At 69.2% G+C, this 13065-nt stretch carries 13 protein-coding genes; 2 read left to right on the top strand and 11 right to left on the bottom strand.

Annotated elements, in window-relative coordinates:
• Window positions 1-10: 10 nt before the first annotated feature.
• The 11 genes from nusA to AC1DSA_RS14265 all read right to left on the bottom strand — a co-directional run bounded on the left by nusA (window position 11) and on the right by AC1DSA_RS14265 (window position 10803).
• On the bottom strand, window positions 11-1516 hold the full coding sequence (nusA, locus tag AC1DSA_RS14315) for a transcription termination factor NusA (protein WP_477890252.1): 1506 nt from the start codon (window positions 1514-1516) through the stop codon (window positions 11-13).
• A complete protein-coding gene (gene rimP, locus AC1DSA_RS14310; protein ID WP_477890250.1) occupies window positions 1513-2082 on the bottom strand; it encodes a ribosome maturation factor RimP in 570 nt (189 codons plus the stop codon). The genes nusA and rimP overlap by 4 nt, the downstream gene beginning before the upstream one ends.
• A 167-nt stretch (window positions 2083-2249) precedes the next feature.
• Window positions 2250-2819 (bottom strand): hypothetical protein, encoded by a 570-nt coding sequence (locus tag AC1DSA_RS14305; RefSeq protein WP_477890248.1) that lies wholly within the window; start codon window positions 2817-2819, stop codon window positions 2250-2252.
• A complete protein-coding gene (locus AC1DSA_RS14300; RefSeq protein ID WP_477890246.1) occupies window positions 2816-3457 on the bottom strand; it encodes a nucleotidyltransferase family protein in 642 nt (213 codons plus the stop codon). Before AC1DSA_RS14300 ends, AC1DSA_RS14305 begins: the two co-directional genes overlap by 4 nt.
• Window positions 3454-4584 carry a vWA domain-containing protein gene (locus AC1DSA_RS14295; protein ID WP_477890244.1) on the bottom strand — a complete coding sequence of 377 codons (1131 nt, stop codon included), beginning with the start codon at window positions 4582-4584 and terminating at the stop codon, window positions 3454-3456. The genes AC1DSA_RS14300 and AC1DSA_RS14295 overlap by 4 nt, the downstream gene beginning before the upstream one ends.
• A complete protein-coding gene (locus AC1DSA_RS14290; RefSeq protein ID WP_477890242.1) occupies window positions 4578-5456 on the bottom strand; it encodes an AAA family ATPase in 879 nt (292 codons plus the stop codon). The genes AC1DSA_RS14295 and AC1DSA_RS14290 overlap by 7 nt, the downstream gene beginning before the upstream one ends.
• A 10-nt stretch (window positions 5457-5466) precedes the next feature.
• Entirely contained in the window at window positions 5467-6078 is a 612-nt protein-coding gene (locus AC1DSA_RS14285; protein ID WP_477890240.1) for an SRPBCC family protein, read from the bottom strand.
• A gap of 12 nt (window positions 6079-6090) precedes the next feature.
• Window positions 6091-8487, bottom strand: a complete 2397-nt coding sequence (locus AC1DSA_RS14280) for an aerobic carbon-monoxide dehydrogenase large subunit (protein ID WP_477890238.1) — start codon at window positions 8485-8487, stop codon at window positions 6091-6093.
• A 21-nt stretch (window positions 8488-8508) separates the two neighbouring features.
• Window positions 8509-8991, bottom strand: coding sequence for a (2Fe-2S)-binding protein (locus AC1DSA_RS14275; RefSeq protein ID WP_477890236.1), 483 nt, complete (start codon window positions 8989-8991; stop codon window positions 8509-8511).
• Between the two features lie 23 nt (window positions 8992-9014).
• Window positions 9015-9878, bottom strand: a complete 864-nt coding sequence (locus AC1DSA_RS14270) for an FAD binding domain-containing protein (protein WP_477890234.1) — start codon at window positions 9876-9878, stop codon at window positions 9015-9017.
• Between the two features lie 130 nt (window positions 9879-10008).
• Complete coding sequence (locus AC1DSA_RS14265; protein WP_477890232.1) at window positions 10009-10803, bottom strand: PAS domain-containing transcriptional regulator; 795 nt, start codon at window positions 10801-10803, stop codon at window positions 10009-10011.
• A 193-nt stretch (window positions 10804-10996) separates the two neighbouring features.
• Here AC1DSA_RS14265 and AC1DSA_RS14260 point away from each other — a divergent pair, with 193 nt between their 5' ends.
• Both AC1DSA_RS14260 and AC1DSA_RS14255 read left to right on the top strand, forming a co-directional pair.
• On the top strand, window positions 10997-12403 hold the full coding sequence (locus AC1DSA_RS14260; protein ID WP_477890230.1) for a selenium-binding protein SBP56-related protein: 1407 nt from the start codon (window positions 10997-10999) through the stop codon (window positions 12401-12403).
• Window positions 12400-13065, top strand: coding sequence for a hypothetical protein (locus AC1DSA_RS14255; protein ID WP_477890228.1), 666 nt, complete (start codon window positions 12400-12402; stop codon window positions 13063-13065). Before AC1DSA_RS14260 ends, AC1DSA_RS14255 begins: the two co-directional genes overlap by 4 nt.

Below are 13065 nucleotides of genomic sequence, written 5' to 3'. Positions count from 1 at the left end.
GTTCCTCCCATCACTCATGCGCGGCTGCAGTGGCAGCCTGGCCCGTGAACCAGTGTTCCCGCGCCTTCATGATCAGGGTCTTGGCTTCGTCCGCGGACTGGCCGGTGATGTCTGTCAATTCATCGACGGCCAGGTCGGCCAGGTCGTCGCGGGTGTGCACGCCGGCATCGGCCAGCTGCGCGATCAGTTGCGGGTTGAGGCCATCGAGGTCGCGCAAGTCCTGCGAAACCTCCTCGACGCTCTCCTCGCGGGCGATCTCCATCGTCAGCAGCGCATCCTTGGCGCGCGTGCGAAGCTCGTTGACCGTGTCCTCGTCGAAGGACTCGATCTCCAGCATTTCGGAGATGGGCACGTAGGCCACTTCCTCGAGGCTGGTGAATCCTTCCACGATCAGGATGTCGGCGATCTCCTCGTCGACGTCCAGCTTCTCCATGAACAGGGCGCGGATCGTGGACTGTTCCTCGGCCTGCTTCTGCGCAGACTCGTTGGCGTCCATGATGTTGATCTTCCAGCCGGTCAGTTCGGACGCCAGGCGCACGTTCTGGCCGCCGCGGCCGATGGCGATGGCGAGGTTCTCCTCGTCGACCACCACGTCCATCGCGTGCTTCTCTTCGTCGACGACGATCGAGCTCACGTTGGCCGGCGCGAGCGCGCCGATCACGAACTGCGCCGGGTCTTCCGACCACAGCACGATGTCGACGCGCTCGCCGGCCAGTTCGTTGGTCACGGCATTGACGCGCGAGCCGCGCACGCCGACGCAGGTGCCGATCGGATCGACCCGCTTGTCGTGCGAGACCACGGCGATCTTGGCGCGCGAACCCGGGTCGCGGGCGCAGCTCTTGATCTCCAGCAGGCCCTGCTCGATCTCGGGCACTTCCTGGCGGAACAGCTCGATCATGAACTCGGGGGCCGAGCGCGACAGGATGATGGGAGCGCCGCGCAGCGTCAGGTCCACTTCCATGATCATGGCGCGGACGCGGTCGCCGTTGCGCAGGTTTTCCTTGGGGATCATCTCGCCGCGGCGCAGGCGTCCCTCGACGCGGCCGCTCTCCACGATGATGTCGCCCTTGTCCATGCGCTTGACGGTGCCCACGAAGATCTTGTCGCCGCGCGACATGAAGTCGTTCAGCAGCATCTCGCGCTCGGCGTCGCGGATCTTCTGCAGGATCACCTGCTTGGCGGCCATGGCGCCGATGCGGCCGATCGGCAGCGACTCGATGCCTTCCTCGATGTGCTCGCCCGCCTCGGCGTCCGCGACGCGTTCCTTGGCGTCCATCAGCAGTTCCTCGGCGTCCGGGTTCTGCAGGCCGGCCTCGTCGGGGACCACCAGCCAGCGGCGGAAGGTCTCGTAGTTGCCGGTGTCGCGGTCGACCGCCACGCGGATGTCCACTTCGCCCTGGTACAGCTTCTTGGTGGCCTGGGCCAGGGCTGCCTCGACCGCGCCGAAGACGACGTCACGCTCGACGTTCTTCTCCCGCGAGATGGCGTCCACCAGCATCAACAGTTCGCGATTCATTTCCCTTGCTCCTGAACCCCGGCGCGCTTGCGCCCCTTGAAATCCACAATTGGCGCCAGACGCGCTTCCTTCAGTTCGTCCAGCGTGAAACCCAGGACCTGCAGCGGCGCAGGCTCCCTCTTCCTGGAGACCTTCTGGCCCGGCTTCGGCTCGGGCTCATCGCTCCAGGTCAGCTGCCAGCCGGCATCCGCTTTCTCCAGCGTGCCGCGAAACTTGCGCCGGTTGGGCGCGACCTGCCCCGCGGCGGCGGCCCCCATCGGCGCCTTCAGCGTGATGTCGACGACCTCGCCGGCATAACGTTCGAAATCCTGCTCGTTCCGCAACGGCCGATCGATGCCGGGCGACGACACCTCCAGCCGCTTGTAGTCGACTTCCTCGACTTCGAGCGTGTACTGCAGCTGCCGCGTGACCCGCTCGCAGTCCTCGACGTTGACCGAGCGCTCTTCCCCCGGCTGCCAGGGGAAGTCGATCGTCACGCGCAATGTTCCCCCGGCGGAGCGTTCCAGCTCCACCAGCTCATAGCCGAGGCCGGCCACGGTTTGCGCGACGATGTCCTGAAGTGCCAAGTTGGTAGTCGATCAGCCAAAAAAAACGGGCGGTTGGTACCCGCCCGTTTGGTCGTGAAGCCGGTATTGTAGCCTGCAAAGACTTGATTCGCAATGCATTCGGGTGTAGGCGCCGCAGGAGCGGCGCGTTCGGGCTTGCATCCCAGCTGGCGATCTCGCCGCCGGATTCAAGGACCGCCGTGGGCCGCAGGCGGCGGGCCGTAGCTCAGCCGGATGAGAGCCTGCACCAGGCTGACGCTGGCGACCATGCCCCACACCATGCCGGCCGCCATTCCTGCCAGCACGGCGGCGGGCTCACGCACGGCGCCGCTCCAGCCGGCCAGCTGCAGGAAGACCAGCGATCCGGCGGCCATCCCGACCACCATCCAGCTGGAACACAGCAGGTTCTGCCCGAGCTGGGCGCAGAGTTGCCGGCGGCAGCCCCGGCGCAGCCTCGGCATCAGCGGCACTACGACCAGGCCACCGGCCAGCATCCCCGCGTGCGACAGCGGAAGCTGCGACAGGTGCAGGACCAGCATGCCTCCCAGGTCGGCGGGACCGGAGCACAGGGCCGCCAGTATTTCCAGTCCGCCCAGGCGGGCGTCCAGCGCCAGCCCGCATGCCATGCCGAGAGCGCCGAGCAGCAGCATCCACTGCGGCGAAGTGAGGCCGCCCCGTGCCGGCCGCAACCGGGCGAGCGCCAGCAGACCGGCCAGGACCAGCAGCACGCCCAGCGCTGCCCAGGTAGCGGCGGTCACGATGCCTCCGCCTCGTGGAGCAGGCCCAGCCGTTGCTGCGCCCGCCGGTAGTCCTCGGGGGTGTCGAGGTCGGTGGTGTAGCGGTCGTGGCGGACTTCGAAGTACCAGGTCTCCTCGGGATATTGCTGGGCCAGCTTGCGGCATCCAATCAGGCGGCGTCCGGCGGCCACCTCCGGCGCATACGAGGCGGCGAACACGATCGGGTTGCCGCGCGCGCCCTCGAAACGCGGGATCACGATGGACGCCTCGGGGTGCGCGCGGTAGGCGGCGAGCAGCTCCCGCAGGTCGTCCGGCGTGAGCAAGGGCATGTCGCCCGGGCAGACAAGGATGGCATCCGTGGCTTGCGCCAGCGCCGCCACGCCGGCCGCCACGGAACGCATCTGGCCGTCCTCGTGGCGCAGGTTCGGCTGCACGGTGACGGGCAGGTCCAGCACGGCCCGCATGACCTCGCGTCCCTGGTGGCCGGTCACCACCACGGTTTCCTGCATGCCGGCCTGCAGCACGGTCTGCAGGGTGCGGCGGATCAGCGGTTCGCCCGCCAGGGGCAGCAGCAGCTTGTTGGGCCCGCCCATGCGCGACGACTGTCCGGCCGCCAGCACCACGGCGGAACAACGGAAACCAGCCGGATCGGTGTTCATTGCAACGCCTCCAGGAGCTCGGGCAGGACCGCGGCGATCGCCTTGAGGCTGGCGCCGGGCGCCAGCAGGTCCAGGTGCGGCAGGGCCGCCTGCATGCCCTGGCTGACCGGCGCATAGCCGGGCCGTCCGCACAGGGGGTTGAGCCAGACGATGCGGCGGGCCCGCCGGCGCAGCTGCGAGAGCGCCTGGCCCAGTTGCGCCGGGTCCCCCGTGTCGTAGCCGTCGCTCAGGACCAGGATCGCGGTGCGCGAATGCACCAGCCTCGGGGCGTGCTCGCGGTTGAACTGCGCCAGGCTTTCGCCGATGCGCGTGCCGCCGCCCCAGCCCTGCGCCAGAAGGTGCAATCGCTCCTGGGCGCGCCAGGGGTCGGGGTCTCGCAACGCCTCGGACACCGCGGTGATCCGCGTGTGGAAGATGAAGCTGTGCACGTCGGCCAGCTCGCTGGCGAGGGCGCGGGCCAGCCGCAGGTAGAAGAAGCTGTAGGCCGCCATGGATCGGCTCACGTCCAGCAGCAGCACCAGCCGCGGTTGCACGCGCCGCGGCGCCTGCCAGCACAGGTGGAAGGGGGTGCCGCCGCTTTCCACGCTGCGCCGGATCGTGGCGGGCAGCGACAGCCGCCGGCCCTGGCGGTCGCGCGCCTGCCTGCGCACCCGGATCGGCTGCAGGCGGCGGGCGAAGCGCCGCATCAGCGCCTCGATCTCCAGCAGGTGTTCGCGCTCGTCCAGCGTACGGAAGTCGGCCGAGGACAGCGCTTCCTCGCGGCTCGCTGCATCGCGCGGACGCAGCGGATCGTCCTCGGCGGGCGCCGCACCGGCTTGCGACAGGGCGCCCTGCGCGCCGGCCCGCGCCTCCACCTCGCGCAGCTGCGGCGCAGCCCAGCGATTCGCCGGCAGGAACCAGGCGTCGAACAGTTCGTCGAAACGCCGCCACTCGTCGCAGCGGCCGCACAGCAGCGCCTTCAGGCTCCAGCGCAGCCGCTGCGGATCGAGCACGCCCACGCGCCCCGCGGCCTGCAGGACCTCCACCGCGTCTCCGGCTCCCAAGCCGAACCCGTTGGCGCGCAGGAAACCGGGAAAGCCGGCCAGCCGCTCGCCGGCACGCGCGGCCACGGCGTCGGTGTTCAGCATGCTGCCGCCAGCCGCGCGACCGCTTCCCGCGGAAACGCGGCCCGGTCCTCGCGTGTCTTGATGAGCGCGCCCAGGGTCTGCAGGATGCGCTCGGCGCCGTCCCGGTCGATGGTCGCGATGCCCAGGCGCAGCAGCGCCGCCGTCCAGTCGAGCGTTTCGGCGACGCCGGGCTTCTTTTGCAGTTCGAGCTGGCGCACGGCCTGCACGAAGGAAACGATCTGGCGCGCGAGCGCCGGCGCCGCCTCGGGCGCCTTCATGCGAACGATGGCCAGTTCCTTCTCGTGGTCGGGGTAGTCGATGTACTGGTACAGGCAGCGCCGGCGCAGCGCATCCGAGAGTTCGCGGGTTCCGTTGGAGGTGATCACCACCAGGGGCCGGCTGACGGCGCGCACGGTGCCGAGCTCGGGAATCGAAAGCTGGAAATCCGAGAGCAGTTCCAGCAGGTAGGCCTCGAAGGCCGCGTCGGCGCGATCCACTTCATCGATCAGCAGCACAGGCGGCTGGTCGCAGCTGATCGCCTCCAGCAGTGGGCGCTTGAGCAGGTAGCGTTCGGAAAAGATGTCCTGCTCCTTCTCGGCCACGCTGCGGTCGTCCTGTTCCAGCAGCTTGATCGCAAGGAGCTGGCGCTGGTAGTTCCATTCGTACATGGCCGCGTGCGCGTCCAGGCCCTCGTAGCACTGCAGGCGGATCAGGCGCGTCGCGCGCACGGCAGCCAGCGCCTTGGCCACCTCGGTCTTGCCCACGCCCGCGTCGCCTTCCAGCAGCAGGGGCCGCTGCAGGTCCAGCATCAGCAGCAGGGCCGCCGACAGGGCCGGCTCCGCCACGTAGCCGGCCTGGGCCAGTGCCTGCTGCAGGCTCGCGACCTCGTTCATGGGCCTCCCCTCAGGCCCGCCGCGCCGCGAACAGGCGGTGCAGCCAGCTCCGAAACATGGCCCAGGCGAGCGCCAGGCCGTTGAGTTCGCGCGCGGGGGGCGGGATCGCTGGCGTAGCGACCGCGGCCGTTGCCGCCGCCGTGTCCTGCGCCGTCGCATCGGCGGCGACTGCGGGCAGCCGCTGGGCGAAGTTGGCGACGAACTGCTGCAGCACCTGGTCGGCGACGCCCTGCATGAGACGCCCGCCAAAGGTCGCTGCCTTGCCGCTGACCGACACCTCGCTGCGCCCCACGAGGCGGCAGGACGCCGCATCGACGACCTCCACCCGGGCGTGCAGGTCCATCGTGGCACCGGAGCTCCCGGTGGTGTCCATGCCGCGGCCGGCCAGGCGCAGCGAACGCGCGGCGGCGTCCACGTCCTTCACCTCGACCTCGCCGCGGAACGCCATGCTGGCGGGCCCCAGCTTGACGGTCACGGTGCCCTTGTAGTGGGTGTCATCCACCCGTTCGGTGATGCGCGCGCCCGGCATGCAGCCCGCCACCGCCTCGACGTCCTGCAGCAGCGTCCAGGCGGCCTCGACCGGAGCCGGCAGGGGAAAGGACTTCTCCAGCTCCACTTTCATGGCGGCGTTCCTTCAGTGGCGGTCGATGCCCAGCGCGTGGCACTGCTGCCAGACCCGCCAGGCGCTGTGCGGCATGTCCATGTGCGTCACCCCCAGGTGGGCAAAGGCATCGATCACCGCATTGCTGATGCAGGGGATGCCGCCCACGTGCGGCGACTCGGCGACCCCCTTGGCCCCCAGCGGGTGGTGCGGCGACGGCGTGACGGTGTGGTCGGTTTCCCAATGCGGCGTTTCCACCGCCGTCGGCAGGAAGTAATCCATCAGGCTGTTGCCCAGGTGGTTGCCGTTCTCGTCGAAGGGGATCTGCTGGCCCAGTGCCACCGCCAGCGCCTCGGTCAGGCCGCCGTGGATCTGCCCCTCGATGATCATCGGGTTGATGCGCGTGCCGCAGTCGTCGAGCGCATAGAGGCGCCGCACCTTCACCTCGCCGGTGAAGCGGTCGATGTCGACCACGCAGACATACGCGCCGAAGGGATAGGTCAGGTTCGGCGGGTCGTAGTACGCCACCGCGTTCAGGCCCTGCTCCATCCCGTCCGGCAGGTTGCCGGTATGGGCCGCCATGCAGATCTCCTTCATGGTCTTGGCCTGGCCGGGGTTGCCCTTGACGGTGAAGCGATCGACCTCCCACTCCAGGTCGCCCTCGCCCACTTCCAGCAGGTGCGCCGCGATCTGGCGCGCCTTGTCCTTGATCTTGCGGGCGGCCTTGGCGGTGGCGGCTCCCGACACCGGCGTGGAGCGCGATCCCCAGGTGCCGGCACCATAGGGCGCCTTGTCGGTGTCGCCCTCCTCCACCACGATGTCGCTGGCCGGCAGGCCCAGCTCGGTGGCGATGATCTGCGCGTAGGTGGTCGCGTGGCCCTGCCCCTGGCTCATGGTGCCCAGGCGGGCGATCACGCCGCCGGTGGGATGCACGCGGATCTCGCAGCTGTCGAACAGGCCGATGCCCAGGATGTCGCAGGCCTTGGTGGGACCCGCGCCGACGATCTCGGTGAAGGTGGAGAGGCCGATGCCCATCAGCTCGCCCTTCGCCCGCTTCTCCGCCTGTTCGCGCCGCAGGCCTTCGTAATCGACGGCATTGAGCACCTTCTCCAGCGCCGGAACGTAGTCGCCGCTGTCCAGGGTCCAGCCCAGCGACGTGGTGTAGGGGAACTGCTCCTTCTGGACGAAGTTGCGGCGACGGATCTCCGCCTTGTCGATGCCCAGCTTCTGCGCCAGCACATCGATCATCCGCTCGATCAGGTAGACCGCCTCGGTCACCCGCAGCGAGCAGCGGTAGGCCACGCCGCCCGGCGCCTTGTTGGTGTAGACCGCGTCGACCCGGCAATAGGCGTTGGGGATGGCGTACGAGCCGGTGCAGATGGAGAACAGGCCGGCCGGGAACTTGGTCGCCGAAACGTGCGAATTGAAGGCGCCGTGGTCGGCCAGGGCGGTGAAGCGCAGGCCCTTGATGCGGCCGTCGGCGTCGGCCGCCAGTTCGCCGATGCCGTGGTAGTCGCGGGCGAAGCCGGTGGTGGAGATGTTGTCGATGCGTGATTCGATCCACTTGATCGGCACGCCGGTCACGATGGAAGCGACGATCGCCACCACGTAGCCCGGATACACCGGCACCTTGTTGCCGAAGCCGCCGCCGATGTCGCCCCCGACCACCCGGATCTTGCTTTCAGCGATGCCCGACAGCATGGCGAGCACCGTCCGCACGAGGTGCGGCGCCTGGCTGGTGAGGTACACGGTCAGGTTGCCGGTCGCCTTGCTGAAGGAAGCGACGCAGCCGCAGGTCTCCAGCGGACAGGGATGCACCCTCGGGTTGAGGATTTCCTCGCGCACGGTCACCGCCGCGCCGACGAATGCCGCATCCGCCGCCGCCTTGTCGCCGGCCTCCCAGGTGAAGATGTGGTTGGGATGGGTGCGCGGCCCATGGCCGACCTCCTTCTTCTCGGCGATGTCCTCGCGGATCACCGGGGCGTCGGGGGCCATGGATTTCTTCGGATCGACGATGGCCGGCAGCTCTTCGTAGTCCACTTCGACGAGGGCGGCGCCATCGGCGGCCGCATAGCGGTCGGTCGCCAGCACCATCGCCACTTCCTGCAGCTGGAAGCAGACCTTCTGGTCGGCCAGCACCGCCTGCACGTCGCCGCCCAGGGTCGGCATCCAGTGGAGCTTGACCGGTTTCAGGTCGTCGGCCGTCAGCACGGCGACCACCCCTGGGCAGGCCAACGCCTTGCTCTTGTCGATGCCCTTGATGCGCGCGTGCGCGTAGGGGCTGCGCACCAGCGCGCCGAACAGCATGCCCGGCAGCTTGATGTCGTCCACGTAGCTGCCCTGGCCGCGGATGAAGCGCGCGTCCTCCTTGCGCAGGAGGGAGGTGCCCATGCCCTGGAGGGCGTCCTCGCGTTGCTGGAGTTCAGACATGTCGCCCATGGTCGTTCTCCCTCAGGCCGGCTGCGCCAGCTTCTGCGCGGCCGCCTGCACCGCCTTGACGATGTTCTGGTAGCCCGTGCAGCGGCACAGGTTGCCGGAGATCCAGTAGCGGATCTCCTCTTCGTTGGGATTGGGGTTCTCCTGCAGCAGGCGGTAGGCCCGGGTGATCATCCCCGGCGTGCAGAAGCCGCACTGCAGGCCGTGCTGCTCGTGGAACGCCTGCTGCAGCGCATGCAGCACGCCGCCCTGCTCCAGCCCCTCGATGGTCAGCATCTCGGCGCCCTCGCACTGCACCGTGAGCATGGTGCAGGACTTCACCGAGGTGCCGTTCAGGTCCACCGTGCAGGCCCCGCAGTGCGAGGTCTCGCAGCCGATGTGCGGGCCGGTATGCAGCAGACGCTCGCGCAGCGTATGGATCAGTAGCTCGCGCGGCTCCACCGCCACGTCGACTTCCTTGCCGTTCAGCCGGAACGACACCACGTGCTTGTTCGCCATGTCCACTCCTTGGGTTTCCGGCCTCAGGCCGCGCGCTGCTGGGCCTTCAGGAGGGCGCGGCGGGTCATCTCCCCGGCCATTGCCCGCTTGTAGTCGGCGTCCCCGCGCTGGTCCGCCACGGGATCGCAGATCTCCATGGCCAGGCGTGCCGCCTCGGACAGCGCCGCTTCGTCCAGCGCGCGCCCGATCAGCGACGCTTCGGCGGCGGTCGCCTTCAGGGGCGTCGCGCCGGCATTGGTCAGGGCGATGCTGACCCGGGCCACCCGGCCCCCGTCCAGGGCGAGCAGCACGGCGGCCGCCGCCGTGGCGAAGTCGCCGATCTTTCGCTTGAGCTTTTCGTAGGCCCAGCCGGTACCGGGCGGCGGGATCGGGACCTGGATGCGGGTGAGCACCTCACCCGCCTGCAGTTCGGTGGCATACAGGCCCTGGAAGAAATCCGCCGCCTTCACCACGCGCTCGCCCCGCGGCCCGCGCAGGACGAAGGACGCGTCCAGCGCCAGCATCAGCGCCGGGTGGTCATTGGCAGGATCGCCGTGGGAGATGTCGCCGCCGACCGTGCCGCGGTAGCGGACCTGCGGGTCGGCGATCCAGCGCGCGCCCTCCACCAGCAGCGGCACCTTGTCGGCCAGCAGCTTCGACCACACCAGCTCGTTCTCGGTGGTCATGGCGCCGATGTGGATTTCGTTTCCGGCTTCGGAGATGCCCCGCAGGTCGGGGATGCGGCCCAGGTCGATCAGGTGGGCCGGCGCTGCGAAGCGCAGCTTCATCATCGGCAACAGGCTGTGGCCGCCTGCCAGCAGCTTGGCCTCGTCGCCGAAGCGGCCGAGCAGGGCAATGGCGTCGGGCAGGCTGGTCGGGGCGTGGTATTCGAAAGCGCTGGGGATCACGCTCGTCTCCTGAAGCGGGCTGACCGGCCCGGGCGCAGGACTGTAGGGAAAGGCGCGCGGGGTGAGGGAACGGCGCAACCAACGGCCGTCCGGCTGCACGAACGGCGTCAGGGCTGCACGAAACGGCCGTTCAGGTACGCGTCGGCAAGGCGACGCCGTCGCCCAGCCCGAGCTGCTCCATGAGGTGCGGCGCGCTGGCCCGCGACACGGGGATGTCCACGGGGGTGGAACCCATCATGCGCAGCACCATGCGCCCGTCGTCGCGCACGATCTCGTCCACCTGCGACAGGTTGACGATGTAGCTGCGGTGCACCCGCAGGAACAGCTGCGGGTCCAGCCGGCTTTCCAGGTCGCCGATGGTGAGGTTGCAGAACTGGCTGCCCTGCGGCGTGTGGACCCAGGTGTAGTGCCCCTCGGAGCGGATGAACTGCACGCCGGGCACGTCCACCAGCAGCACGCGGTTCTTCTTGATGGTGGGGATCTTGCGCAGCAGCCGGCGCTCCACGCCCTCGCGCGCGGGGCCGCCGTCGACCTTGTGGCTCACCACGTCGGTGATGTCATAGAAGACCAGCGTGTAGCCAATGGTGCCGCCCTGGGCGTCGCCCATCTTGGACACCTTGATCAGCAGCACGCGGTCCGGGATGTTGATCATCAGCGCCATCGGCGGCGCGTTGTTCACCGGGCATTCCGCCTGGCCCAGCAGGAATTTCAGCTTCGCTCGCGCGGCCTCCGGGTGGAACGACGTGACGATCTTGCCGAAGGGCAGCTTCTCCTGCACCGGCAGGCTGCGGCGCGCGAAGTCGTTCATGCCGACCACGCGCAGTTCGCGGTCGATGTGCACGACGCCCACGTCGAAGCGCTCCAGCAGGTACAGCCACGAGCTGGACGGCGAGGCCGGTTCGGCGCTGAACGGGCAGGTCTTCACGGGGACGGAAAAACTACTCCGATTGCCGGCCGTGCGCAAGCGAAGCAACGCCTTCCCGCCACGGCCGGGCTGGGCCGCCCCGGCTTGCCCCTCCCATCAACATGCGCTTGAACTCCGGTGCGTGGCGATCTATTCATGAGGCTCTCCGCCAGCGTCGGCACCCAGCGCGCGGCGGCACGAACGAGGAACTGCCATGACCCAACCCCTGCGCCCCGATCCCACCTTCCATCCCTCGCCCCGCCTGGCGATGGAAGCGGAACCCGAACGTCTGGCCTACACCGCCCTGCTTTCGCCCGACCGCTCGCGGCCCGATGCGATCGCGGTGGTCGACGTCGACCCGTCCTCCAAGCACTACTCGAAGGTGCTCAAGCGCGTCGACCTGCCGAACCGCGGCGACGAGCTGCACCACTTCGGCTGGAACGCCTGCAGTTCGGCCCTGTCGCCGCTGACCGGCCACCCGTTCCTGCAAAGGCGCTACCTCATCGTGCCGGGCATGCGCTCCTCGCGCCTGTACATCCTCGACACGCAGCCGGACCCGGCGGCGCCCAGACTGATCAAGACGATCGAGCCGGACGAGATCCTGCGCAAGACCGGCTATTCGCGTCCGCACACGGTGCACTGCGGTCCCGAGGGCATCTACGTCAGCACGCTGGGCGGCGCCGGCCCGGACGGCACCCAGGGACCGCCCGGAATCTTCATCGTCGACTGCCAGACCTTCGAGGTGCTGGGGCGCTGGGAGATCGACCGCGGTCCGCAGACCAAGCACTACGACTTCTGGTGGAACCTGCCGCGCGACTACATGGTCTCCAGCGAATGGGCGCTGCCGCCGCAATTCGAAAACGGCATCGTGGCGGAAGACCTGCTGGCCAACAAGTACGGGCATGCGCTGCACTTCTGGAACCTGCGCGAGCGCAGGCACGTGCAGACCATCGACCTCGGCGCCAACCACCAGATGGCCCTGGAGATCAGGCCGGCGCACGATCCGAGCCGCGAGTACGGTTTTCTCGGCGTGGTCGTGGACACCACCAATCTCGAAGGCTCCATCTGGACCTGGTACCGCGAAAACGGGACCTTCCATGCCCGCAAGACGGCCACCATTCCCGCGGAGCCGGTGCCCGCCGACCAGCTGCCGTCGCTGCTGAAGGGCTTCGGCGCGGTGCCGCCGCTGATCAGCGACATCGACCTCTCGCTGGACGACCGCTTCCTCTACGTGGCGTGCTGGGGCACGGGCGAGCTACGGCAGTACGACGTGACCGATCCGATGGCCCCCAGGCTGGCGGACAGCGTGCGCGTCGGTGGCATCGCGCGGCACGAGAAGCATCCCACGGGGCGGCCGTTCGGCGGTGGACCGCAGATGACCGAGATCAGCCGCGACGGCAAGCGCGTCTTCTTCACCAACTCCCTGTACAGCACCTGGGATGCGCAGTTCTATCCCGAAGGCGTACCCGGCGTGCAGGCGATGTGCAAGGTGGGCGCGAACGGCGGCATGGAGCTCGATCGCGAGTTCTATGTCGATTTCGGATCGGAGTACGGCGCGCACCAGGTCCGCCTGCAGGGCGGCGACTGCTCCACCGACTCGTTCTGCTATCCCTCGGCTTGAACGCCACCGCGGCGCTCTGGCTCGCGATCGTCGCCGTCGGGCTCTACCACGGCCTGAACCCCGCGATGGGTTGGCCGCTGGCCGTGGCCAACGGCCTGACCGAGCGGCGCGCCGGCGCCGTGTTCCGCACGGTGCTGCCCCTGGGCGGCGGACACTTCGCGGCCATGGCCGTGGTGCTGGTGCCGCTGGCCGGACTGGTGTGGACCAACGAATGGAGCCGCGCCATCCGGCTGGGCGCCGGCCTGCTGGTGCTGCTGTTCGGCCTTTACAAGCTGGTGGACCGGCGCCATCCCCGCGCCCTGGCGCGGATCCCGCCGACGCGGCTCGCCTGGTGGTCCTTCCTCATGGCCACGGCGCACGGCGCCGGACTGATGCTGCTGCCCTTCCTGCTGGGCCTGTGCGGTCCGGAGGATGCAGGAACGGGCCTCGGTGCGGCGCACAACGCGATCGCGCGGGCCTTGGCGCGCTCGGGGACCGCGACGGCGCTGGCGGTGGCCACCGTGCACACCCTGGCCATGATGCTGGCCGGCATGGCGATGGCCTGGGCCGTCTATCGCTACCTGGGCCTGCAGTTCCTGCGCCGGGCCTGGTTCAACCTGGACGCCGCCTGGGCCGCCAGCCTGGTGGTCGCCGGGGCGGCGGGGGTGTGGATGGCCCTGTGA

It is taken from the genome of Ramlibacter sp. P4_H7 (assembly GCF_056400765.1).
This window is presented reverse-complemented; position numbering and strand designations above follow the sequence as displayed.